This window comes from Euzebya rosea, from assembly GCF_003073135.1.
GTDB lineage: Bacteria > Actinomycetota > Nitriliruptoria > Euzebyales > Euzebyaceae > Euzebya > Euzebya rosea.
This window is the reverse complement of the sequence record NZ_PGDQ01000026.1, coordinates 1-22,666: the sequence shown is the minus strand read 5'-3', so window position 1 is coordinate 22,666 and position 22,666 is coordinate 1. Positions and strand designations below refer to the sequence as shown.

24 protein-coding genes are annotated in these 22,666 nt (G+C 72.3%); 9 read left to right on the top strand and 15 right to left on the bottom strand.

What is annotated here, in order from left to right:
* Positions 1-34 precede the first annotated feature (34 nt).
* Positions 35-922, bottom strand: a complete 888-nt coding sequence (locus tag CUC05_RS25015) for a glycine betaine ABC transporter substrate-binding protein (protein ID WP_157965926.1) — start codon at positions 920-922, stop codon at positions 35-37.
* Positions 923-1,075: 153 nt separating this feature from the next.
* On the opposite strand from CUC05_RS25015, the gene CUC05_RS25010 reads away from it, so the two are divergent.
* A complete protein-coding gene (locus CUC05_RS25010) occupies positions 1,076-1,966 on the top strand; it encodes a hypothetical protein (RefSeq protein WP_157965925.1) in 891 nt (296 codons plus the stop codon).
* On the opposite strand, the gene thiE is transcribed toward CUC05_RS25010, so the two are convergent.
* Genes thiE through thiO form a run of 5 tightly spaced genes read right to left on the bottom strand, consistent with a single transcriptional unit; the run spans position 1,963 to position 5,217 of the window.
* The gene (gene thiE / locus CUC05_RS23145) at positions 1,963-2,622 is read right to left on the bottom strand and encodes a thiamine phosphate synthase (RefSeq protein WP_108668517.1); all 660 of its coding nucleotides are present in this window, start codon (positions 2,620-2,622) and stop codon (positions 1,963-1,965) included. The two genes, CUC05_RS25010 and thiE, sit on opposite strands and share 4 nt — an antisense overlap.
* Positions 2,609-3,082: a hypothetical protein gene (locus CUC05_RS23140; protein WP_108668516.1), complete on the bottom strand. Its 474-nt coding sequence runs from the start codon at positions 3,080-3,082 to the stop codon at positions 2,609-2,611. The genes thiE and CUC05_RS23140 overlap by 14 nt, the downstream gene beginning before the upstream one ends.
* A 22-nt stretch (positions 3,083-3,104) precedes the next feature.
* Positions 3,105-3,881, bottom strand: coding sequence for a thiazole synthase (locus CUC05_RS23135; protein WP_108668515.1), 777 nt, complete (start codon positions 3,879-3,881; stop codon positions 3,105-3,107).
* The gene (gene thiS / locus CUC05_RS23130) at positions 3,881-4,090 is read right to left on the bottom strand and encodes a sulfur carrier protein ThiS (RefSeq protein ID WP_108668540.1); all 210 of its coding nucleotides are present in this window, start codon (positions 4,088-4,090) and stop codon (positions 3,881-3,883) included. Before thiS ends, CUC05_RS23135 begins: the two co-directional genes overlap by 1 nt.
* Positions 4,091-4,098: 8 nt before the next feature.
* Positions 4,099-5,217, bottom strand: a complete 1,119-nt coding sequence (gene thiO / locus CUC05_RS23125; protein ID WP_108668514.1) for a glycine oxidase ThiO — start codon at positions 5,215-5,217, stop codon at positions 4,099-4,101.
* A gap of 85 nt (positions 5,218-5,302) precedes the next feature.
* Here thiO and CUC05_RS23120 point away from each other — a divergent pair, with 85 nt between their 5' ends.
* Together CUC05_RS23120 and CUC05_RS23115 are read left to right on the top strand one after the other, a co-directional pair.
* On the top strand, positions 5,303-6,040 hold the full coding sequence (locus tag CUC05_RS23120) for a response regulator transcription factor (protein WP_108668513.1): 738 nt from the start codon (positions 5,303-5,305) through the stop codon (positions 6,038-6,040).
* Entirely contained in the window at positions 6,040-7,452 is a 1,413-nt protein-coding gene (locus CUC05_RS23115) for a sensor histidine kinase (protein ID WP_108668512.1), read from the top strand. The genes CUC05_RS23120 and CUC05_RS23115 overlap by 1 nt, the downstream gene beginning before the upstream one ends.
* Positions 7,453-7,457: 5 nt before the next feature.
* Here CUC05_RS23115 and CUC05_RS25200 read toward each other — a convergent pair whose 3' ends face one another.
* Positions 7,458-7,841: a hypothetical protein gene (locus tag CUC05_RS25200; protein WP_170128102.1), complete on the bottom strand. Its 384-nt coding sequence runs from the start codon at positions 7,839-7,841 to the stop codon at positions 7,458-7,460.
* 22 nt (positions 7,842-7,863) lie between these two features.
* Between CUC05_RS25200 and CUC05_RS23110 the strand changes: the two genes are divergently transcribed.
* Positions 7,864-9,822 (top strand): Stk1 family PASTA domain-containing Ser/Thr kinase, encoded by a 1,959-nt coding sequence (locus CUC05_RS23110; RefSeq protein WP_170128101.1) that lies wholly within the window; start codon positions 7,864-7,866, stop codon positions 9,820-9,822.
* A 13-nt stretch (positions 9,823-9,835) separates the two neighbouring features.
* Here CUC05_RS23110 and CUC05_RS23105 read toward each other — a convergent pair whose 3' ends face one another.
* Positions 9,836-10,684, bottom strand: a complete 849-nt coding sequence (locus CUC05_RS23105; protein ID WP_108668510.1) for an NADase-type glycan-binding domain-containing protein — start codon at positions 10,682-10,684, stop codon at positions 9,836-9,838.
* Between the two features lie 83 nt (positions 10,685-10,767).
* Between CUC05_RS23105 and CUC05_RS23100 the strand changes: the two genes are divergently transcribed.
* Positions 10,768-11,373 (top strand): isochorismatase family protein, encoded by a 606-nt coding sequence (locus CUC05_RS23100; protein WP_108668509.1) that lies wholly within the window; start codon positions 10,768-10,770, stop codon positions 11,371-11,373.
* Positions 11,370-12,938, top strand: a complete 1,569-nt coding sequence (locus tag CUC05_RS23095; RefSeq protein WP_205712507.1) for a nicotinate phosphoribosyltransferase — start codon at positions 11,370-11,372, stop codon at positions 12,936-12,938. The genes CUC05_RS23100 and CUC05_RS23095 overlap by 4 nt, the downstream gene beginning before the upstream one ends.
* Before the next feature lie 27 nt (positions 12,939-12,965).
* On the opposite strand, the gene CUC05_RS23090 is transcribed toward CUC05_RS23095, so the two are convergent.
* The 4 genes from CUC05_RS23090 to CUC05_RS23075 are packed head-to-tail and all read right to left on the bottom strand — an operon-like array spanning position 12,966 to position 16,018.
* Positions 12,966-13,331: a response regulator gene (locus CUC05_RS23090; RefSeq protein ID WP_108668508.1), complete on the bottom strand. Its 366-nt coding sequence runs from the start codon at positions 13,329-13,331 to the stop codon at positions 12,966-12,968.
* A gap of 4 nt (positions 13,332-13,335) precedes the next feature.
* Entirely contained in the window at positions 13,336-13,917 is a 582-nt protein-coding gene (locus CUC05_RS23085) for a molybdopterin-dependent oxidoreductase (RefSeq protein WP_108668507.1), read from the bottom strand.
* A complete protein-coding gene (locus CUC05_RS23080; RefSeq protein ID WP_108668506.1) occupies positions 13,914-14,987 on the bottom strand; it encodes a threonine aldolase family protein in 1,074 nt (357 codons plus the stop codon). The genes CUC05_RS23085 and CUC05_RS23080 overlap by 4 nt, the downstream gene beginning before the upstream one ends.
* Complete coding sequence (locus CUC05_RS23075; RefSeq protein WP_240606316.1) at positions 14,984-16,018, bottom strand: 6-phosphofructokinase; 1,035 nt, start codon at positions 16,016-16,018, stop codon at positions 14,984-14,986. Before CUC05_RS23075 ends, CUC05_RS23080 begins: the two co-directional genes overlap by 4 nt.
* A gap of 66 nt (positions 16,019-16,084) precedes the next feature.
* Here CUC05_RS23075 and glpK point away from each other — a divergent pair, with 66 nt between their 5' ends.
* Positions 16,085-17,581, top strand: coding sequence for a glycerol kinase GlpK (gene glpK, locus CUC05_RS23070; RefSeq protein WP_108668538.1), 1,497 nt, complete (start codon positions 16,085-16,087; stop codon positions 17,579-17,581).
* Complete coding sequence (locus tag CUC05_RS23065) at positions 17,578-18,135, top strand: hypothetical protein (RefSeq protein WP_108668504.1); 558 nt, start codon at positions 17,578-17,580, stop codon at positions 18,133-18,135. The genes glpK and CUC05_RS23065 overlap by 4 nt, the downstream gene beginning before the upstream one ends.
* Positions 18,136-18,207: 72 nt before the next feature.
* Here the strand turns inward: CUC05_RS23065 and CUC05_RS23060 are convergent, their stop codons facing one another.
* The gene (locus CUC05_RS23060; RefSeq protein WP_420810912.1) at positions 18,208-18,936 is read right to left on the bottom strand and encodes a lysophospholipid acyltransferase family protein; all 729 of its coding nucleotides are present in this window, start codon (positions 18,934-18,936) and stop codon (positions 18,208-18,210) included.
* Between the two features lie 100 nt (positions 18,937-19,036).
* On the opposite strand from CUC05_RS23060, the gene CUC05_RS23055 reads away from it, so the two are divergent.
* Positions 19,037-19,513, top strand: a complete 477-nt coding sequence (locus CUC05_RS23055; protein WP_108668503.1) for a hypothetical protein — start codon at positions 19,037-19,039, stop codon at positions 19,511-19,513.
* Positions 19,514-19,548: 35 nt separating this feature from the next.
* On the opposite strand, the gene CUC05_RS23050 is transcribed toward CUC05_RS23055, so the two are convergent.
* Both CUC05_RS23050 and CUC05_RS23045 read right to left on the bottom strand, forming a co-directional pair.
* The gene (locus CUC05_RS23050; protein WP_108668502.1) at positions 19,549-19,917 is read right to left on the bottom strand and encodes a hypothetical protein; all 369 of its coding nucleotides are present in this window, start codon (positions 19,915-19,917) and stop codon (positions 19,549-19,551) included.
* 355 nt (positions 19,918-20,272) lie between these two features.
* Complete coding sequence (locus tag CUC05_RS23045) at positions 20,273-22,138, bottom strand: HNH endonuclease signature motif containing protein (protein WP_108668501.1); 1,866 nt, start codon at positions 22,136-22,138, stop codon at positions 20,273-20,275.
* Between the last annotated feature and the right edge of the window lie 528 nt (positions 22,139-22,666).

The following is a 22,666-nucleotide window of genomic DNA, read 5'->3' as shown; positions in this document are numbered from 1 at the left end:
ACCCTACCCGTGCCGGAACCGAACCCCGCAGCGCTCACCCCTCCGCCAGCAGGTCCGTCGCGGCCTCGGCCGGATCCTCCCCCGCGGTGATGCGGGCGTTCAGCTCGGCCAGGTCCAGGGTGTCGATGCGGGCCGAGACCTCGTCGAGCGCCCGGGTGACCGTCTCGGTGTCGGCCCGGCCGCCCTCGCGCACCACCGGTGCCACGACGAACGCGGGGAACACGCCCTGGTCGTCGACCACGGGCAGCAGTCCCGCGCTGACGGCCGTGCCCGACGTCGCCGTGGCCAGCGCCGCGTAGCACTCCCCGCTGGCCACGGAGGTGATGGCCTTGGCCTCGCTCGCCGCGGTGGTCGACACCGACGTCGTCGCGATCGCGTAGGCGTCGGCCAGCGCGGCGTAGCCCGCGGGACGGGACAGGAAGTCCTCGTCGGCGCACAGCCCGCCCGGAACGGTGGCCAGCTGTCCGGCCAACCACGACATGGAGCCGGCATCACCGGGCGGACGTTCGGCGGCCCGGACGAACAGCGCGAGGGTGGCGTTGGCGTCCGTCGGCCCGTACCAGCGAAGCCCGTTGGCGACGTCGGCCGCTCGCACCGCCTCGAACGACTCACGGGGATCGGCCGAGGGCTGCGCCCGCCCCAGGCCCAGCGACCATGCAGCGCCGGTGTAGTCCCAGTACAGGTCGAGGTCGCCGTCGAGCATCATCGCCCGGACGTCGACGGTGTCGCCGATGTCGGGCACGACCCGGACCTCCAGCCCCAGCTCCTCCAGCGTGACGCGGGTCAGGCCGGCGAGGGCCCGCTGCTCGATCGTGGACCCGACGCCGAGCCGGACCTCGGGACGACCGGAGTCGTCGGTGCACCCGGTCACGAACAGCACCCCGACGAGCAGGGCCGCGAGGAGGGTGGGGAGTGCGCGCACGTGGCGAGTGTGCCGTGCCGTGTGCAACCACCGCACCCGGAGGCCGCTGTCGGGCCCTCCGGGCGCTACCCTCGCACGAACGCAGCCACCGATGACAGGGGGTCGTCGGGCTGTGGACACGCTCCGCTCTCTCCGCCATCGAGGTCGTTCGCCATGCACCGTCGCCAGCTGCTCACCGGAATCGGCGCCGCCGCCGGACTCACCGTGCTCGGAACGGCCTGCGGCTCGGGTGACGGTGTCCCCGCGGTCGACGCCGAGCAGTCGCTGTTCGTCCAGGCCGCCTCGCTGGAGTTCCTGTCCGGCCCCGACCGCTGGCTGGCCTTCGGCGTCCGGGACCTGCAGAACACCCCGATCGACGATGCCGACGTGCAGGTCTACCTGCGGACGATCGCGACCGCGCCCGACCAGACCGCAGAGGTCGTTGCCGGCCCGCTGGCCGCGTCCTTCGCCCCCGCGACCGAGACGGGGCAGGGCATCTACTACCTGCAGACCACCATCGAGGAGCCGGGGCTGTACGACGTCGTCGCCACCGTCGGCGACGACCACGGCGTGGCCTCAATCCAGGTCGTCGACCCGTCCAACAGCCGCGTTGCCGTGCCGGGCGAGGCCGCGATCAGCGCACGCACCGCGACCACCGAGGACGACCTCGGCGTGTTCGCCGTCTGCACCCAGGACCCGCCCTGCGGGATGCACGAGATGAGCCTGGACGAGGCGCTGGACACCGGCCGCCCGGTGGCGCTGATGTTCGCCACCCCGGAGTTCTGCCAGACGGCCGTCTGCGGCCCGTCGGTGTCGACGCTGGACGCCGTCCGCGGTGACGGGGACTGGGGCGACACGATCTTCGTGCACTCCGAGATCTTCGCCGAGGCCCCCGTGGGTGCCGAGGCGCCCACCACTCCCCTGGTCCCCGCCGTCGAGGCGTGGGGACTGCCCAGCGAGCCGTGGTTCTTCACCATCGGCGGCGACGGCGTGATCGCCGGTCGCCTCGACGGCCCGATGCCCGAGCCGATCCTGCGGTCGATGCTGGAGGGCCTGACCGCCTAACCGCCCGCGGCGTCCCGGGAACGCCGATCGGCGATCAGCCTCGCCATCGCGCGGGCGACGCCAGCCGGGTCGCTGGCCTCGGTCAGACCGCGGACGACCACCAGCCCTCGCGCGCCGGCGTCCAGGATCGGCCCGGCCGTGTCGGGGGTCATGCCGCCGGTGACGTACCACGGCTTGGTGCCCACCCGGGCGGCGTGGCGGATCGGGTCCAGGCCGATGCCGTCGCGTCCGGGCTTGGTCGGGGTGGCCGACACCGGCCCGACGGCGAAGTAGTCGCAGTCCTCGTGCTGCGCACGGTCGACCTCGTCGACGGCGTGGGTGGACCGGCCGATGATCACGTCGGGACCGACGACGGCCCGTGCGGCCTCGGGTGAGGTGTCGTCCTGCCCGACGTGCACGCCGTCGGCGCCGAGCTCGACCGCCAGCGCCGGGTCGTCGTTGACCACGAAGAGGACATCGTGTCGGTCGGCTGCCCGGCGCATGACCGCGCCGGCACGCCGACGCAGGTCGTCGTCGCCGTCCTTCTCGCGCAGCTGCACGATGGTGACCCCGGCGGGCAGGACCGCGTCGAGCAGGGACTCGAGGTCGGGGCGGGCGCCGACGCACAGGTACAGCCCGGCGTCGGCCAGCCGAGTCCGTCGGTCAGCGGGGTCCATGGTCTCCGGTGGTGTCGTCGGTCGCGTCCGGATCGGCGCGGCCCGGATCGGCGCGGCCCGCATCGGCACGGTCCGCATCGGGTTCGGCCGGTGGGGTCGACGCGTGCTCGAACGCCGAGACCAGGGTGCGGCCCTCGATCTTCCGCGGTGCCAGCCCCACGTCGGGGGAGGACAGCCGCTCGCCGCGCTGCTCCGCTCGGCTCGCGCCGGACAGGGCGTGGAGGGCGGTCGCCACGGCGGACACGAGGACCGCCAGCAGGACGAACATGCCGAACCACCGGCCCAGCAGCTCGAACGTCAGGCCGCGGATCGCCCCGTCGACGACGGCGCCCAGCAGGCACAGCCCGGCCAGGGGCATCATGGCCGCCCCGACCCGGCGGCGGAGCGCGACGAAGTCGACCAGCGGCCCGTGCGCGTCGGTCTCGGTGTCGGTCATCGGCGTCGTGTCCTCACCCTGCATGTGCCCGCAGGGTACCCGCCGGTCAGGTCAGGTCCGGACGGCCGTAGTCCGGCGAGGACGCGTCGGCGTACAGCCGTTCCGGGATGGGGCCCGCCAGCCGCGCGAGTCGCCCGGCCTCGACCGCCCCGGCGATCGCCCGGGCCATGCGGGCCGGCGACTGCGCCCGGGTGATCGCGCTGGCGCACAGCACCCCGTCGCAGCCGAGCTCCATCGCGAGCGCCGCGTGGGAGGCGGTGCCGATGCCCGCGTCGAGGATGATCGGCACCAAGGCCTGCTCGACGATGATCCGCAGGTTGTAGGGGTTGCGGATGCCCGCCCCCGAGCCGATGGGCGAGCCGAGCGGCATCACGGCGGCGCAGCCGATCTGCTCGAGTCGGCGGGCGATGATCGGGTCGTCCCCGCAGTAGGGCAGCACGACGAACCCGTCGTCGACCAGGGTCTCGGCGGCGTCGAGCAGCTCGACGGGATCGGGGAACAGGGTGCGGTCGTCGCCGATGACCTCCAGCTTGATCCAGTCGGTCTCCAGCGCCTCGCGAGCCATGCGGGCCAGCGCCACGGCCTCGGTGGCGGTGTAGCAGCCGGCGGTGTTGGGCAGCACCCGGATGCCGGCATCCCTGATGACGTCGAGGACCGACCCGCCGGCGGTCGGGTCGAGGCGCCGCAGCGCCACGGTGGTCAGCTGCGTGCCCGAGGCGACGAGGGCCTCGTGCAGCGCCTCGTGCGAGGGGGCACCACCGGTGCCCATGATGAGGCGGGAGGTCAGCTCGACCCCCGCGATGCGAAACGGATCGTCGGCCATCAGCAGCCTCCCTGCACGGCGGTGAGGACCTCGACGACGGCACCGTCGGCGAGGGGGGTCCGCGGCCAGTCGACCCGACGGACGACGACACCGTCGATGGCGACGGCGACGCCTGGCAACGACGGGTCGTGGCCGAGGGACGTCACGACGTCGGCGACCGTGGCGTCCGGGGCCAGGTCGGCGGGTTCGCCGTTGAGCACGATGGTCATGGGCGCGGTCATGCGGCGGGGCTCGCGATCCGGTCGGGGACGAAGGGGACGACGGCGTCGGGCACGGCCGTGCCGGTGACCCAGGCGACGACGGCGTCGGCGGTCAGGGCGCTCTGCAGCACCCCGTTGCGGGCGTGCCCGGTGGCGACCACGAGCCCGTCGTGACCGGGCAGCGGCCCCATCAGCGGGGCGTTGTCGGGGCTGCCGGGCCTGAAGCCCACGGCCACCTCCACGAAGGTCGCCTCGGCCAGGCCCGGGACCAGCTCCCAGGCGGCCTGCAGCAGGTCCCGGACGGCGCCGGCGGTCGGCCGGTCGTCGAAGCCCTGCTCCTCCATCGTGGCGCCGACGACGACGCGGCCGTCGGGGCGCGAGACGATGTAGCAGTCCTCACCCCGGATGTTGCGGGTCAGCAGCGGCCCGTCGGGGTTGCGGAGGTGCAGCAGCTGCCCCTTCACCGGACGGACGGGGGCGGGCAGGTCCAGCCCGTCGACCTGTCCGGACCGGGCACCGGCGGCCAGCACCACCCGGTCGGCCGAGACGGTGCGTCCGTCGTCGGTGACCACACCCGTCACCCGCTGGCCGTCGCGTCCGACGGCCGTGACGGCGTGGGTGTCCACGACCACGCGGTCGTGGGCGCGACACAGGGCCAGCAACCCCTCCACCAGCGCGCGGTTGTCGACCTGGTGGTCGCCGTCGACGCGGATGCCGCTGCGCACCGACGGGGACAGCCCTGGTTCGAGCCGGCGCAGGTCGCGGCTGCGGACCCACTCCACGGCCATGCCGAGCTGCTGCTGCACCGCCAGCAGCCGGCGGTGCTCGGCGGCGTCGTCGGCGTCACGGGCCACCAGCAGGCTGCCGCACTCGACGTAGCCGACGTCCACCCCGGCCTCGGCGAGCGCCGCTGCGTGGGCCGGCCATCGTCCCACGGCCGCCAGGTTGAGCTGCAGGAGGGCGTCCTCGCCGTAGTGCAGCTCGGTGACCGGCGCCAGCATGCCGGCGGCAGCCCACGTGGCACCTCGAGCAGGCATCGGGTCGAGCACCCGCACCGACGCGCCGGCCTCGGCCAGCCGCCATGCGCAGGTCAGGCCGATCACACCGGCGCCGACGATCACCACATCCGAGCTCATTGGGCCGCACAGCGTAGTCGCTCCCCTGCCCACGACGGGTTCACAGGGAATTCTCAGGCGGCCGTGGCACGCTGCCATCGTGGTCATGCACGCCTCCTCCCACCGAACCGGCGCGTCCAGCGACGGACCCGACGTCCTCGTCGTCGACGACGACGCCGGCATCCTGCGGTCGCTGCAGCGGGCCCTGACGCTGGAGGGGTTCAGCCCACGGACCGCCGACGGCGGGCTGGCCGCGCTGAACGCGGTTCGCCGTCAGCCCCCCGACGTGATGATCCTCGACATCGGCATGCCCGACGTGGACGGCGCCGCGGTCGCCCGGCGCCTCCGGGCTGACGGGCACGACTTCCCGATCTGCGTCCTGTCGGCACGCGACGAGGTCACCGACCGGGTCGCGGGGCTCGAGGCCGGGGCCGACGACTACGTGGTCAAGCCGTTCGCGCTGGAGGAGCTCGTCGCCCGGCTGCACGCCCTCCTCCGCCGGGCAGGGGCCACCTCGGCGCCCGGACAGCAGGCGATGGTCGTGGGTGACCTGGTCGTGGACCCGGCACGCCGGCTGGTGACCAGGGCCGGACGGGAGATCGAGCTGACCCGCCGCGAGTTCGACCTGCTCGAGGTGCTGGCCGCCCACCCGTCCATCGTGCTGTCGCGCGCCCAGCTGCTGGAGATGGTCTGGGGCTACGACTTCGCTGCGGACGGCAACGTCGTCGACGTCTTCGTCGGCTACCTGCGCCGCAAGACCGAAGCCGAGGGCGAACCCCGCATGATCCACACCAAGCGGGGCATCGGCTTCGTCCTGCGGCCCGCCGAGGCCATCGACAGCTGATGCGCACCCTCCGCGGTCGCGTCGCGCTGATGTCCACCCTCGTGGTGGCCATCGCGTTCCTGCTCACCGGCACCGTGATCGTCGGCGCCACCGGTCGGGCGCAGGAGCAACGCCTCCGCGACGACCTGCGAGACCGGCTGACGCAGCTGGAGACGGCCGGCCGCGGGGCCCGACCCGGCAGCTTCGGCCCACGACCTGGCGGACAGGCGGGCCCGTTCGGGGGCGGCGAGCTCGTCGAGCTGCGCAACACCGCCGAACGGACGCTCGGGCGGGGCTACTTCCTGGTGGTCCGCCAGGACGACGAGGTGCTGACCACACTCGGCGACGCCCCGGACAACCTGCCGGAGGGGGTCCCCGAGGTCGGCGTCTCCCGGTTCACCGACGACGGCACGACCTACCTGCTGCGCACCGAGCCGGAGGGGCCAGCTGGCTTGACCCTGCAGATCGCGGCGGATGCGAGCCTGCTGGTCGACGAGGCACAGGAGTCGTTGCGAACCCGGTTCCTGGTGATCGGCACCGTCGCCACGCTGCTCACGGGCCTGGCCACGTTCGTCGTCACGGGGCTGGCGGCCCGCCCGCTTCGGCAGCTGCGCGAGGGCACCGAACGGGTCGCCGCCACCGAGGACCTGACCACCAGGATCACCCTCGATGACGCCCCGACGGAGGTCGCGGCGGTCGCGGAGGGCCTCAACACCATGCTCGCCCGGCTGGAGCGCAGCCGTGACGGTCGCGAGGCCGCCCTGCATGCCGCCCGTCGGTTCGCCGCCGACGCCGGACACGAGCTCCGCACGCCCCTCACGGCCATGCAGGCGGCGCTCGACACGCTGGTCCGCAACGCCGACATGCCACCGACGATGCGCGAGGAGATCGTCCTGGAGGTCGCGGAGGAGACCCGCCGGCTCTCGACCCTGCTCGGGTCGCTGCAGACGCTGGCACGCGCCGACGCCGGTCTGCTGGGCGACGTCGCCCCGCTCGACCTCCGCGATGTCGTGGCCGAGGCGGTGGACGCGGCCCGGCAGCGACACCCCGGCGTCACCCTCGACGCGGTGCTCGGCGAACGACCGGCGGTGGTCCGGGGTGCCGAGCCATGGCTGCGGAGCATCGTGGACAACCTGCTGCGCAACGCCGCCGTCCACGGCCGCCCGGACGGTCGCATCACGGCACGCGTCAGCGTCGCCGAGGACGCGGTGACGCTGGTGGTCGACGACGACGGGACCGGTTTCCCCGTCGAGGAACGCGAGCGCGCGTTCGAACGGTTCACTCGGGGTGCCGACGCCACCGACCGGCCCGGCAGCGGCCTGGGGCTGCCCCTGGTCGCGCAGCTGACCTCGCTGCACGGCGGCACGGTCACGATCGGCAACGCACCCTCAGGCGGCGCCCGGGTGACGGTCGTGGTGCCACCCGCCGGATAGCGGCGTCACAGCGAGGGGTCGGACAGGTCCAGGGTGCGCATCTGCTCCTCCAGCCGTGACACCTCGATGGCCACGGCCTCCAGGTCGCGGGCGATGCGCACGTCGAACTGCGGGAAGAGGATCTGGAACGAGGTCTCGGCCGCGCCGATCTGCCAGTCCACGGCCTTGCAGAACTCGCCGAGGTCGAACTCCCACGTGAACAGCAGCTCGTCACCGTCGTCGTGGACCCACTCGGTCAGGAACCGGTTGGGACGCCGCGCGTACTGCACGACGCCCTTGCGGTCGGCCTGCACCGCGTGGAAGTCCAGCGACAGCAACCCGTCGTGCAGTTCGTCGGATCCTGTCCCGTTGGCGGCGGACTCGGGCGGGAGGTCAGCAGGTTCTGGCATCCAGCCAACCTACACTCAGTGGGTGTCCACTCCGGCCCCCGGCACGTCCGTCCCCGCCGACACGGCGGGTGACCGGACGCGCATCCTCGCCGGCCGATACCGCCTCGGTTCGCGGATCGGCGCTGGTGGCATGGCCACGATCCTCCGCGGCACCGACACCCAGATGGACCGCCCGGTCGCCGTCAAGGTCCTGCATCCGCACCTGGCCGACGACCCCGAGATCCGCACCCGGTTCGCTGCGGAGGCCCGCCACGCCGCATCACTGAGCCACCCCCACGTCGTCGGGGTCTACGACCAGGGCGAGACCGACCTGCCCTGGATCGTGCTGGAGCTGATCGACGGCCCCAGCCTCCGCGAAGTGCTGGCCACGCACGGTCCGCTCGACCCCGCCCAGGTGCTCGCGGTCATCGAACCGCTCTGCGACGCCCTGCACGCCGCCCACGGGATCGGCCTGATCCACCGGGACGTCAAGCCCGAGAACGTCCTGATCACCGCCGTGGGCAGCCCGAAGCTGGCCGACTTCGGCATCGCGCGGGTCATGGCGGCCACCAGCCACACGGCCACCGGCACCCTCGTCGGCAGCGTCCACTACCTCGCCCCCGAGCTCGTCGACGGCATCGAGGCCACCCCGGCCAGCGACCAGTACGCCCTCGCCGTCGTCGCCTACGAGCTGCTGACCGGCCGCAAGCCACTTCCGGCCGACACGCCGATGGCGGTGGCGCTTCGCCACGCAAACGAGGACGTGCCACCGCCCAGCCGTTACGCGCCCGAGGTCACCCCAGCCATGGACGCCGTGATCGCACGGGCCACCTCGCGTGACCCCGCCGGCCGGTTCCCCGACGTCGCGGAGATGGGTCGGGCGCTGCGGGAGGCCGTCGACAGCCCGCCGGCCGCCGTCACCCACCTCGCCGACGACGGGCAGATGCACACCCTCGTCCTGCCCAGCGAGCTGGCCGAGACCTCGGCCCTGCCGACCCGACCGGCCCGTCGGACCGCCGAGGAGGACCTCGCCGCCCGCCGCCGTCCCGCCCCGGAACGGCCCCCTCGCCGCTGGCCTCGTCGGGTCGGCATGGCGCTGATCTCCCTCGTCGTGCTCGGACTGCTCGGCGCCGGCGGATGGTTGCTCTACGACACCGTCCTGGTACCCACCACGATCCTTGGCGACCTGACCGGTCGCCCGCAGGCGGAGGTCGTCGCCGAGCTGCAGGCCGTCGACCTGCGCGTCGACATCGCCGAGGAGGAGCACCGGCTGGACGTGCCTGCCGGAATCGTCACCGGGCAGTCCCCCACCGAGGGCACCGAGCTGCGCGCCGGCGAGGTCGTCCAGCTGATCCTGTCCCTCGGCCCGCGGGTGGTCGAGATGCCCGACGTCCAGCTGCAGCCGTTCGCCGACGTCGAGGCGTTGCTGCGCGAGACCCACGCCTTCGACGTCCAGGTCGCCGAGGAGCACCACGACACGGTGCCCGAGGGCGACGTCCTCGCCCAGTCGCCCCCGGCCGGCAGCCCGGTCGAGGAGGGTTCGGTCGTCGCGGTGACGCTGTCGCTCGGGATCGAGCAGGTCGACGTGCCCGACATGGTCGGCGGCACCGTCGAGGACGCCACCGCGGCACTCGAGGCCGTCCGGCTGTCCCCGACGGTCACCGAGGAGTGGTCCGACGAGTACCCCGAGCGCGGGACCGTGATCTCCCAGGGCGTGGCCGCCGGGGACACCGTCGACGCGCTGACCCAGGTGCCGCTCGTCGTCTCCCGGGGCCCGCTCAGCATCCAGGTGCCCGACCTTCGTGGCATGTCGGTCCAGCAGGCACGTGACGCCGTCGCCGCTGTCGCCGAGGTCGAGCTGCGCGAGGAGCCCAGCCCGCAGCCGACGCTCGGCCCGTTCACCTACGGATCGGTCAACGAGGTCGAGCGGCAGATCCCCGACGCCGGCACGACCATCCAGCGCGGCGACTCCATCCAGATCTTCTACTTCGTCGCCAGCTGAGCGCGGGATCAGCTCAGTCGGCGGCGGTCTCCACGACCACCTCGCTGATCGCCAGCGCCGGCTGGTCGCCGACGACCGCCTCCACGACCAGCCGTACCCGGTCGTCGGCGACGCCGGCGGGCAGGTCGACCGCCTGGGGCCCGTCGATGTCCAGGAAGTCGACGCGGAACTGTCGGCCACCCACCTCGATTCGGATGCCGGCCACCCGTCCGTGCTCGGCGAAGGTGGCATCGTCGGCCTGGTCGCCGTTCCACACCAGGACCCGGCGGACCTCGGTGCGACCGGGCAGCTGGACCTCCAGCCACTCCCCCACCCCGGGGCCGTCCGCGCCCTCGTGCCACGACGTCGTCGGATCGCCGTCGATGGCCTCCAGCGCACGGTGGCCCTCGACCACGCTGGATGCGGTCGCCCCCGTCGGGGCCACGCCGGCCGCGACCGGCGGCCCGTCGGGTCGCCGGACCTGCGAGGTGACAAGGGCCAGCAGCACCCCCGCGGTGACCAGGCCCGCCAGCAGGACGAGGCTCAGCAGCACCGGCGAGGTGTCCAGGCCGCGGCCTCGGGGCGCCGGCGGGGGGCCGGGATCGGTCTGGTCCGCCGTCCAGCCCTCCGGGAGCGCGTCGCCACCCGGGATCTCCTCGCGCAGCGGCGTGCCGCAGTGGGCGCACAGGGGCCTGCTGGCCGCGTTGGGCGCGCCGCACTCCTCGCACTCGACCAGGCGCGCGGCCTCGACGTCGTCGTCGACCTCGGCGGCGGGCGGCGGCGCCCCCACCGGGTCGCCGTTGACCGGGGTCCCGCACTGGGTGCAGAACCGCGCCGCGTCGCCGAGGTCGGCGCCGCAACGGTCACAGGTCTCGGGCGTCATCGTGTCCCGAGAGCCTACCCAGCACGACGCGAGTGCAGGGCCAGGTGAGGTGACCGGCCGGTCGCGCCGTAGGCTCTGCGGCGATGGACACCGACCTCATCTTCGACCCGTCGACCGCCCTGCTCGTCGTCGACGTCCAGCACGACTTCGCCGACCCACACGGCGGCCTGTACGTCACCGGCGGCGAATCGATCGTGCCCGGCATCAACGCGCTCGTGGCCGACGCCCGGTCCGCCGGCAGCACCGTCGTCGCCACCCAGGACTGGCACCCGCCGTCGACGCCGCACTTCGCCACCGACGGTGGTGTCTGGCCCGTCCACTGCGTTCGGGACACCTGGGGTGCCGCCCTGCACCGGGACCTCTCCCGTGACGCCGACCTGATCCTGCGCAAGGGCACCGGCGGCGAGGACGGCTACTCCGCCTTCGGCGTGGCCGACCCGACGACCGGCGAAACCACCCCCACGGGCCTGGCGGCTTACCTGTCCGCCCGAGGGGTCACCCGAGTGGTCGTGGTCGGGCTGGCGCTCGACGTCTGCGTGAAGGCCACCGCCCTGGATGCCGTCGAGGCCGGTCTGGACACCATCGTTCGGGTCGACCTGTGCCGGGCCGTCGAGCTGTCGCCCGGCGACGGGGACGCCGCCACGAGCGCGATGCGCGAGGCCGGCGTCGTCGTGCGGGGCACGGGGTGAGCCTCCGCGAGGGCCGCGGGCCCCTGTTCACCGATCACTACCAGCTGGCGATGGCGCAGGTGCACGTCCGCGAGGGCCTTGCCGACCGGCTGGCGCAGTTCGACTACTTCTACCGCTCCAACCCCGACTACGGCAGCCATCAGGCCGGGTTCTGCGTGACGACCGGGCTGGGTCCCCTGCTGGAGTGGATGCAGGAGGTCCACGTCACCGACGAGGAGGTCGAGGCCCTGTCGCGGTTCACGACCTCGGCGGGTGCGCCGGTGTTCGAGCCGGCGTTCCTCGACTGGCTGGCCGTGCACGGCCACTTCCGCAACCTCGTCCTCGAGGCCGTGCCCGAGGCTCGCGTCGTCCACCCGCACCTGCCGATCGTGGTCGTGACCGGCCCGCTGCCGCAGGCCCAGCTGCTGGAGACGGCGCTGCTGAACATGCTGAACTACCCGACGCTGATCGCCACGAAGGCGGCCAGGATCGTCAAGAGCGCCAGGGGCGCCCCCACCCTGGAGTTCGGCATGCGTCGCGGGCCGGGGGTCGCCGTGGACGAGGCCGCCCGTGCGGCCCTCGTGGGCGGGTTCGTGGCCACCTCCAACGTCCAGGCCTCCGTCGCGCTCGGGGTGCAGTCGGCCGGCACCCACGCCCACGCACTGATCCAGGCCTGGATGGCCGACGGGCGCGGCGAGCTGGAGGCCTTCCGTGCGTTCGCCAGGTCCGCCCCCGACGACTGCGTCCTGCTGGTCGACACCATCGACACCCTGCGGTCGGGCATGCCCAACGCCATCACGGTCTTCGAGGAGCTCCGCGAGGCCGGGCACGCCCCCGGTGGTGTCAGGCTGGACTCCGGCGACCTGGCGTACCTGAGCGTGCAGGCCGCGAGGATGCTGGACGAGGCCGGGTTCACCGACGCCCGGATCGTGCTGTCCAGCGAGCTGGACGAGCTGACGATCTGGCAGATCCTGACCCAGATGGCCGACGAGGCCGACCGAGAGGGTGTCGACTGGCCGCGGCTGCGGGGACGCATGACCTACGGCGTCGGCACGCGGTTGATCACCTCCGAGGGCGACGGGGCCCTCGACGGCGTCTACAAGCTCGTCGGGCTGCAGGACGACCACGGTGAGTGGCAGCCGGCGGTGAAGGTCTCTGAGAACCCCGTGAAGGTCCCCATCCCCGGTCGCAAGCGGGCATGGCGCCTCTACGACACCCGTGGCCACGCCACCGCCGACGTGATCACCGAGCCGGACACGACGCCGTTCGCCGACGGCGAGGGCATGCAGCTGCACCACCCCCATCGCGACGGTGCGTTCCGCACCATCACGCCAGCGGAGGTGTCCCGGGTGGAGCCGCTGCACGAGGTGGTCTTCGACGGCCGGACGTCCCCACCCACGGTGTCACCGACGGCGTCGGGTGACCTCGCGACGTTGCGGCAGCGGTGCAGCGACGACATCGCCACCCTCGACGCGGGCGTGCGACGGCTGGTCAACCCGCACACCTACCACGTGTCACTCGACGACCGGACCAAGGCGGTGCAGCGCGACCTGGTCGCCCGGGCCCGTGCCACGGTGACGGGCTGACCGTTCCGCGGGAATGGCTGCGGGTGGTCAGCCCGTGACGCGGCTGGCCAGGTCGGCGACCAGCTCCTCGAGGTCCTCCAGCCCGAACGGCTTGGGCAGGTGCACGACGCCGTGGTCGGCGGCCACGCCGGCGAGCTGTCCGGGAAAGGCTGCGGACAACAACGCGACGGGACCGGGGACCAGGTCGTCGGCCCGCAACCGGTCGAGCAGCTCGATGCCGGTCTCACCGGGCATGGAGACGTCCAGCAGCATGATGTCGGGCGGCGCATCACGACAGATCGCGTAGGCCTCCTCCGCGTTGCTGGCCTCGTCGGTCTCGTACCCCCAGCGCTGGAGGCTGGTTCCGATGATGAACCGGATGTCGGGTTCGTCATCGACGACGAGGACGCGCACGGCCCTATGCCTCCTGGTAGGAGTAGCGCTGCTCGGTGAAGGGGTCGGCGTCGTTGTGGTAGCCGCGTTCCTCCCAGAAGCCGCGACGGTCCCCCGCCATGACCTCGATCCCGTTCACCCACTTGGCGGACTTCCATGCATACCGCTTGGGCAGGATCAGCCGCAGCGGCCAGCCGTGCTCGACGCTCAGGTCCTCGCCGTTGCGCCGCCACGCGAACAGCACGTCGTCGTCGAGCAGGGCGTCCAGCGGCACGTTGGTGGTGTACCCCTCGGCGCCGTGGAGCATCACATGGGACGCCTCCGCGGTCGGGCGCAGCTCGGCAAGGACGGTGCGGGCGGCGACCCCGTGCCATTCGTTGTCGAAGACGCTGAACTTGGTCACGCAGTGGAAGTCGGCGGTGAGCGTGGTCCGCGGCAGGGCCCTGAACTGGTCCAGCGTCCACGTGGTCGGGTTCTCCACGGCACCGGAACCGGAGACCGTCCAGGTGTCGGCGTTGACCGCCGGCGGGGCCCCGAAGTGCAGGACGGGCCAGCCGCGGGCCTCGTACTGGCCGGGCGGAAGCCGGTGGGCGTTCGGGCTGCTCATGTCGGGATGCCTCCTGCGGGCTGGCTGGCCAGGACGGTCTTGAGCGCGTCGGCCGCACGGGTGATGCCGACGGTGTCCACGTCCCGGTGGGTGACCATCCGCAGCGTGGTGGGGTCCATGCTCCCTGCGAGGATGCCGCGTTCGCGCAGGGCCGCCACGACCGCGGGGGCGTCGACGCCGTCGATGTAGACGATGTTGCTGGCGGGCTCGGCGATCGGATGGTCCTCGGGGAGCACCGCCCGGGCGGCGTCGTGGAGCATGCGGGCGTGCTCGTGGTCCCGCGCGAGGCGACCGGGGCCCTGCTGGAGGGCGACCAGGCCTGCGGCGGCGATCACGCCGGACTGGCGCATCGCCCCGCCGAGCCGTCGCCGCCAGCTGCGTGCGGCGTCCACGACGTCGGCCGGGCCGACGAACACCGAGCCGACGGGGGCGCCCAGCGCCTTGGACAGGCAGAACGACAGGGCGGTGACGTGCTGGCCCTGCTCCTGGGTGGTCGAGCCGGTGGCCTCCACGGCGTTGAAGACCCGGGCGCCGTCCATGTACAGGGGCAGGCCCGCGTCGCGCACCGTCGTGCCGATGGCCGCCAGCGCCTCGGGGGTGTAGGCGGTACCGCCACGACGGTTGTGGGTCTGCTCGATGGCGACCAACGACGTGGCGGTCAGCGGGAAGTGGTCGGGCCGGATGTGGGCAGCGACGAGGTCGGCGTCGAACAGGCCGTTGGGGGCCTGCACGGTGCGGAACTGCACGCCGGCGAACATCGCCCCGGCGCCGGCCTCGTAGTTGACGAGGTGGGCGTCGGCCTCGACCAGCACCTCCGTGCCACGGGTGGCCAGGCTGAGCAGCCCGACGAGGTTGCACTGCACTCCGGAGGGACACAGCAGGCCGGCGTCCTTGCCGAACAACCCGGCGGCGGTCTCCTCCAGCCGTCGGACGGTCGGGTCCTCCCCGTAGACGTCGTCGCCGACCTCGGCCCGGGCCATCGCACGTCGCATCGCCTCGTCCGGACGGGTGACGGTGTCGGAGCGGAGGTCGACCAGCCCGTCGGCATGGCGGGGAGCGTTGGCGCTCATCCGAAGAACACCCGCGCCGTCTCGAACATCTCCGAGGGGACGGTCTTCAGCTCGCGAGTGGCCTCGCCCAGGGACGCCGTGGTGACGTGGGCGCCGTCCTGCCCGACCATGATCCCCCAGTTCCCCGCGGCGGCGTGGTCCATCGCCGCCTTTCCGAGCGAGCTGCCGAGCACCCGGTCGGTGGCGTTGGGCCGTCCGCCCCGCTGGACGTGGCCGAGGACGGTGACACGCGTCTCGAACCCCGTCTGGCGTTCGATCTCCGGCCCGATGATGTTGGCGATGCCACCCAGGACCGGGCGGCCGAAGTCGTCGGTGTCGTAGTCGGGCAGCGCCATGGTGCCCTCGGCGGGGACGGCACCCTCGGCGACGACCACGATCGAGAACGAGCGGCCCATGCCATGGCGACGCTTGAGGTGCCGGCAGACCTTGTTGATGTCGAACGCCCGCTCGGGCACGAGGATGGCGTCGGCACCGCCGGCGAGTCCGGCGTAGGTGGCGATCCACCCGACGTGACGGCCCATCAGCTCCAGCACCATGATGCGGTTGTGGCTCTCCGCCGTGGAGTGCAGCCGGTCCACGGCGTCGGTGGCGACGTCGACGGCGGTGGAGAACCCGATGGTGAAGTCGGTGCCCCCGAGGTCATTGTCGATCGTCTTGGGCACGCCGATGATCGGCACGCCGTGCTCCTCGTTCAGCACGCGCGAGGCCGACAGGGTGCCCTCGCCCCCGACGACCACCAGGCCGTCCAGCTCGTGGACCTCCAGCGTCTCGGTGATCCGCGCCACCCCGTCGGGTTCGCTGATCGGGTTGGTGCGGCTGGTGCCCAGCACCGTCCCGCCCCGCAGGAGGATGCCCTGGGTGGACCGACGGTCGAGGCGTTCGACGGTCGAGTCGAGCACCCCCCGCCAGCCGTTGCGGAAACCGAAGACGGAGACATCGAAGTGCTCCGCCCGTCGTACGACGGCGCGGATGACCGCGTTCAGTCCGGGGCAGTCGCCCCCGCCGGTGAGTATGCCGATGCGTCTGGTCACCGCGCGCATGCTAGACAACCCCCACTGACATCTCCGCGACAGGGAGCCGAACACGTGGCCACGATCATGACCATCGACGCCGGCACGACCGGTGTCACTGCCCTGCTCGTCGACGAACGAGGGGCGTTGACCGGGCGAGGCTACGCGGAGTTCCCGCAGCACTTCCCGCGGCCCGGCTGGGTCGAGCACGACGGCGACGAGATCATGGTGGCGCTGCGCACCGCCTGCGGCGAGGCGCTGGCCGCTGGCGGCGTCGACGCAGCCGACCTGGCCGCCATCGGCATCACCAACCAGCGCGAGACGACGCTGCTGTGGGACCGCGAGACCGGCCGGCCGATCCACAACGGCATCGTGTGGCAGGACCGCCGCACGGCGGGCGTGTGCGACCGGCTCCGCGAGGCCGGGCACGACGCGGCGATCCGGGACACGACCGGGCTCGTCGTCGACGCCTACTTCTCGGGGACCAAGATCGCGTGGCTGCTGGACCGGGTGGAGGGCGCCCGGGCGATGGCCGAGGAGGGACGGCTGGCGTTCGGCACGGTCGACACATGGGTGATCAACCAGCTGACCGGCGGGGCGTCACACGTCACCGAACCCTCCAACGCCTGTCGCACGATGCTCTACGACATCGACCGGGCGGAGTGGAGCCCGCGGATGGCCGAGCTGCTGCGCGTCCCCATGTCGGTGCTGCCCGAGCTGAAGCCGAGCGTCGGCCACTTCGGGACCACCGATCCGGAGGCGTTCTTCGGGGCCGAGGTGCCCATCACCGGGGTGCTGGGCGACCAGCAGTCGGCGCTGTTCGGCCAGGGGTGCTGGACCCCCGGCATGTCGAAGAACACCTACGGCACCGGATCCTTCGTGCTGCTCAACACGGGCACGCAGCGGCCGACATCGGGGCGCCTGCTGTCCTCGGTGGCGTGGGACCTCGGCGACGGGCCCTGCTACGTGCTGGAGGGATCGATCTTCGTGACGGGTGCGGCGGTGCAGTGGCTCCGCGACGGGCTCGGCATCATCGAGACGGCCGCGGAGACCGAACCGCTCGCACGGACGGTGCCCGACACCGACGACGTGTACCTGGTGCCGGCCTTCACGGGCCTCGGGGCCCCGCACTGGGATCCCTACGCCCGCGGCACGATCGTCGGCCTGACCCGCGGCACGACGGCCGCCCACCTGGCTCGGGCGACCGTGGAGGCGATGGCGTTCCAGACCAAGGACGTCATCGACGCCATGGAGGCCGACTCGGGCCTCGAGCTCGGTGAGCTGCGGGTCGACGGCGGGGCGTCGGCGATGGACCTGCTGTGCAGCTTCCAGGCCGACATGCTCGGCGTGGACGTCCTGCGGCCCAGGGTGCGGGAGACCACCGCGCTCGGCGCGGCCTTCGCGGCAGGGCTCGGAGCCGGGGTCTGGGGGTCCACCGAGGAGCTGGCCGACGTGTGGCAGCTGGACGCCCGCTTCACGCCCGGGATGGACCCCGTCGAGCGGGACCAGCGGTACGGTCGCTGGCGTCAGGCTGTGGCACGATCCTGCGCCTGGGCGACGGACGACGAGGACAACGACACGTGACACAACGACATGCCTGGGACTTCGAGCTGACCGGCGCGCTGGCCGCTCATCGTCCTACGCTGGACTGGCTGCCCGACCACCTGGCCGAGCTGCTGCCCGACGAGCCGGTGGCGTTGCACCTGCTGAGCATGGCCAGCGACCTGTGCGATGCGGGGCACATCCACCTCGACATCGTCATGTGGCTGCTGGGGGCCGATCACCTGCACTCGGTGATCGTGTCGGAGGAACACTTCGACCGGGGCCCCGAGTCGGTCGACACGACGTTCGAGACGACGGTGTCGGCCCATCCGCTGGACACGATCGTCGGCACGCAGCTGTCGTCGGCCAGCCACCCGGACGGCACCCAGCTCGACGTGTCGCTTGCGGTCATGCTGAACACGCCGGGGCACACCGGACATGCCGATCCCGTCAGCATCGAGGACCCAGACGTGTTCTCCTACGCCGTCGCCATCCAGCCGACCAGCCTGAGCTTCACGGTCGGTCCCGAACGCACCGGTGAGCTGTCGTCGTTCGCCAGCGCCCTGCTGGCCGCCCGCAACGGCTTCGCCGGCTGATCCGCCGCGGGCATCCGGTCATGCCCGGACCCCTCGAGCGCGTGGACGTCGGGGTCCGAACCCAGCCCGTGCTCAGGCGGCCCGGTCCCGCTTCTCCTCGTCCATCTGCCGGCCGAGCTCGGCCAGGTCCCCCGAGCCGATGTCGACCTCGCCCTTCTTGACCGCCGCCGCGTACTCGTCGACGTACTCCTGGCCGCTGAGCAACATCAGCTCGTACATCAGCTCGTCGGTGGCCGACCGGAGCGCGAAGCGGTCGTCGTCCTTGCCGGCGTAGCGGGAGAAGTCCAGCGGCGCACCGACCTTGATGCCGACCCGACCGCCGAAGCGGGGGAACTTCGCGCCCGGCGGCAGGATCTCGAAGACACCGATCATGGCCACGGGGATGATCGGAACGCCGCTGCGGAGGCTGAGGCGGACGGGGCCGGTCTTGCCGCGGTACAGGCGTCCATCGGGGGTGCGGGTGCCCTCGGGGTAGATGCCGAGCAGCTTGCCCGCCTCGAGGATCTCCATGCCCTTGCGGAGCGAGGCCTCGCCGGCGTCGCCGCCCTCGCGGTTGACCGGCATGACGCCGACGTTCTCGAAGAAGTACCGCTGCCAGCCGGAGAAGTAGTCGGACTTGCCGAGGAAGAAGATCGGTCGGTCGACGTAGGCAGGCAGGAAGAAGTGGTCGAGGAAGGACAGGTGGTTGGAGGCCAGGATCGCCGGCCCCTCCGTCGGGATGTGCTCTGCCCCCTCGATCCACGGCCGGTAGATCGCCGTCAGGATCGGCGGCAGGACCGTATGGATCATCTTGTACAGCAGCGGTGTCCGCTCACGCCCTGTCAACTCGTGCCTCCAGCGCCAGGCCGCGCCCGGCTCGATGGGTGGCTAGCATACGTGGCTGGCCATCCAGGGGCGAGACGTGGAATCACCGCAACGCGAAGGCATCGCGCTGACATCGTTCGACCGGGCCACGGCTGACGCGGTCGTGGCTGTGCTGTCCCGTGCCGGCATACCTGCGTGGCAGGACGCCGAACCCGACGAGTACGGCGACACTGTCGTGCGCGTGCCCGACGGGCAGCGCAACGCCGCCATGCGCGAGATGGGCTCCCGGATGGAGGAGATCGCCGACGAGATCGCGGCAGCCCCCGCCCCGCGCGTGGCCATCGGCCGAGCCGACGGCCCGGTGCATCGGGATCCCGACGACGTGCACGACGGACCACCGCTGGTCATGCAGCGCTTCCGTGACCTGCGGGTGCTGATCATCGTCGTCCTGGCCCCCCTGCTGGCCGTGACCATCGCCGGCCCGTTCCTGCCTCGGAGCCTGCGCGTCGTGGCGTTCGTCGTGATGATCGGCGCGGTGGGCGCAGTCATCTGGCACCGCCGCCGCCAGCGCTAGGCGCGTCCCGGTCGGACGGCACGGGCCGGGCGCCTTCACAGGCACGGCTCGGTGGAGAAGTCCTGGTGGCCCCTTCCGGGCTGGCAGGCGTGATCGCTGCGGTCATCGACGACCCTGCCGTCCGCGTCCACGACGATGATGCGACGCAGCGTGCGGACGGAGTCGTCCTGGTCAGCGATGTCACGGACGATCTGGACATCAACCACACCGTCCTGGCCCGCGGACGAGCCGATCAACACCCCCGTGCCGTCGATCCCTGCGTGTGCCAGTGCAACATCGACCGCCCGGTCCGTCGCGGACTGCCCAGAGCAGGCACCGAGCAGGGCCACGACCACCAAGAGGCCCACGATCCGGACGAGTCGGGGGGTCGCTGGCACCACGGGTGCGCTGGGCCGCGTTCGCATGTCGCCTCCTCGGACGGGTCTCGGCTGGGTCGATGGGTGTGGGGTTGGTCGCACCTCGTGGCGACAACCGTGGGGGTCGGGTTCTACCGGGTTCGTGCGCTCCGCGCGTGGATCCCGCCTGAACTCGAGATGCCCCGGTCGCACCTCGTGGCGACAACGGCGGGGTGTGGTTGGGCGCATCCGAGTCAGGCGATGTCGGCGGGGGAACCTCGACCGGTGCCCTTGGTCGCACCTCGCAGCGACAACAGGGTGGTTCGGGCCCGCCCTGATCCGGGTCCCCATCGCTGGACCGCGATCTGTGGTCGCGTTGTGATGGACGGGGGGAGTCGCTGGCGAAGGTGGCCCGCGTGCGGGGTCAGGCGGCGAGGGGTGGGTCGCGGCTGATCTCCACGCCTGTGTCGGTGGTCCAGATGCGTTGGCCGGGTGGGCCGTGGAGCTGGTGGTTGCGTCTGGTCTTGTCCCGATGATGGGCCGTGCAGAGCCAGGCGAGGTCTGACAGCTTCGTGGTTCGGGTGATGGCCCATCCGGTGATGTGGTCGATCTCCAGGAGATGGTCGGCGGTGCAGCCGGGTACTTCGCACTGGTAGCCGCGGGCTTCCAGTGCGGTGCGTTGCCGTGCGGTGACCTGTCGTCCGAGGTGGGCGACGGTGACGTCGGTGGCGTTGGTGATGACGTAGGCGATGTGGGCGTCCAGCATCTGTTCGCGGACTGCGGAGAGTGCGACGGGGCCGATGCCGGCGATCTCGCAGACCTCGCCGTCGGCGAGTTCGCCGCGGACGAGCGCTGAGCCGTCGACGCGGATGATCACCTTGGTCTGCCTGCCGGAGGGCCGATGTCGCTGCGGCGCCGGATGGCCGCCCCGTCCGCCACCGTGATCAGAAGGGATCGGCTCCGAGCTGTCCGCCGCGGTATCGGTCCGGTCGGTTCGGCCGGATCCGTTGTCGTTCGGGTTCGGGTTGTCAGCATTCCGGTCGTTTGGCTCCGGCCCGTCGGTCTTGAGGCCGGGCGGCGGCCTGCCCGTGGTGGTGCCGCTCGGCTCCGTGCCGCCGGGAGGGTGCGTGCTATCGGCGCCGCCGGCAACGTTGACGCTTGCGCCGGTGCTGCCGGCCCGTTCGCCGTTGGCCGGGTCGGTGTTGCGGGCGTGGTCCCCGGTGCTCGGGTCGGTGCTGCCGACACGGTCGCCGTTGGGGTTGGTGCTGCCTGCGTGGTCGCCGTTGGGCGGGTCGGTGCTGCCGGTGTGGTCGCCGTTGGCCGGGTCGGTGCTGCCGGCACGGTCGCCGTTGGGGGTGGTGCTGCGGTCGCGGTCGCCGTTGAAGTCGGTACTGCCGGGGGCGTTGGAGTCGGTGTCGCTGGTGCCAGGGGCGTCGAGGAGCGTTGACTGGATCGGCGCGTTCGTGGCGGCCGTTTGGCTGTCGCCAGTCCTGCCGCCCTCTGACTGCTCAGACGGCGGCCCGATGGCGGTCGAGCCGGCCGGAGACCCCACGATGCCGGTCAGGTCACGGGTGGGGTGGTCGAGCAGGTTGAGGAGGGCGTCGAAGCGGTAGCAGGCATCGTCCTCCCGACGGCCGGCGGCGTGGGCGGCACGAAACACCGCATCGTGCTCGCCCCGTAGTGCCGCCTCGATCCGGGCACCCAGGTCACCGGGGGCCTGCAGGAACGCCTTCCACTCGCCATCGGTCTCCGTCCACGACCGAAACGCCCGCCGCGCCAGATGCCGACGGCGGGTCGCTTCCCGATCCGGATCAGCAGCGGTACGGATGTCACGGGCCCTCTTCCGCAGCTCCGGCAACGACTGCGAGGCCGCATCCACGATCAGCTCACCAGCACGATCGGGCGCATCAGCGACGGTTTCGGACACCACGACCGCCTGGTCGGTGGAGAGGGTCCCGTCGGTCACGGCCCGGTCCACCTCCGGCTGGTCGACCAGCTGCGCGGACGTCTTCAGCATCTTCCTTGCCGCGGCAGGGGTGGTGCCAGTGGCGGTGGCGATCAACGTCACCGCGTCCTTGGCCCCTGCTGTGTGGTGGGCGTCGGCCTCGGTGGTCCGGCGGGCCGCCCTGGTGAGCATCCCATCAACGATCCGGCCGGCACGACCCAGGTCGGCAACCAGTCCGGCGATGTCGGGGTCGGGGATGGCATCGGGGTCGAACCGGGAGGCAAGGGCATGGAGGTGGGTGACCAGCTCGGTCACCTCACCCGCTTCCACCACCCCTGACCCCATACCCCAGAACCCACCTCTCACCTGTCTCGATCGTGTGTTCGAGTATACCGGATCGACGGTCTTGGATCGGGTGTTTCCCCAGCTCAAACGGCATTTCTGACGGTTCGTCAGTGGTGATCGTCTCCGCTTCGTGGCTGGTGTTGGACACTGTCATCCAAGGCGGTCTGAAGTGGGCAACAACCCGACACGCGCGACGATGTGACCCGAACGGACCCATCTGTGCACAACCGACGCCCGTTGTCGATCCGAGGGGAACCCAGGCGTGCGGTCGGCCGCAGCCGGGTCTGACCACCCCTGGAGCCATGCCCGCTCTCGTCTCGGGGGGAGCAGCCGCTTGCCTCGCGTGACGACGCGCGGCGACCGCAGCTGTCCGAGGCGTCACACGCCGAACCTGGCTTCCGGCGACGATTGTGGTCAGCGGTGCACCGGTGCACCCGCCGCGACAATCGTAGGGGGACGCCAATCGTGGGCGCCCACGCCGAGCGCCGGGGGACGCCAATCGTGGGCGCCCACGCCGAGCGCCGGGGG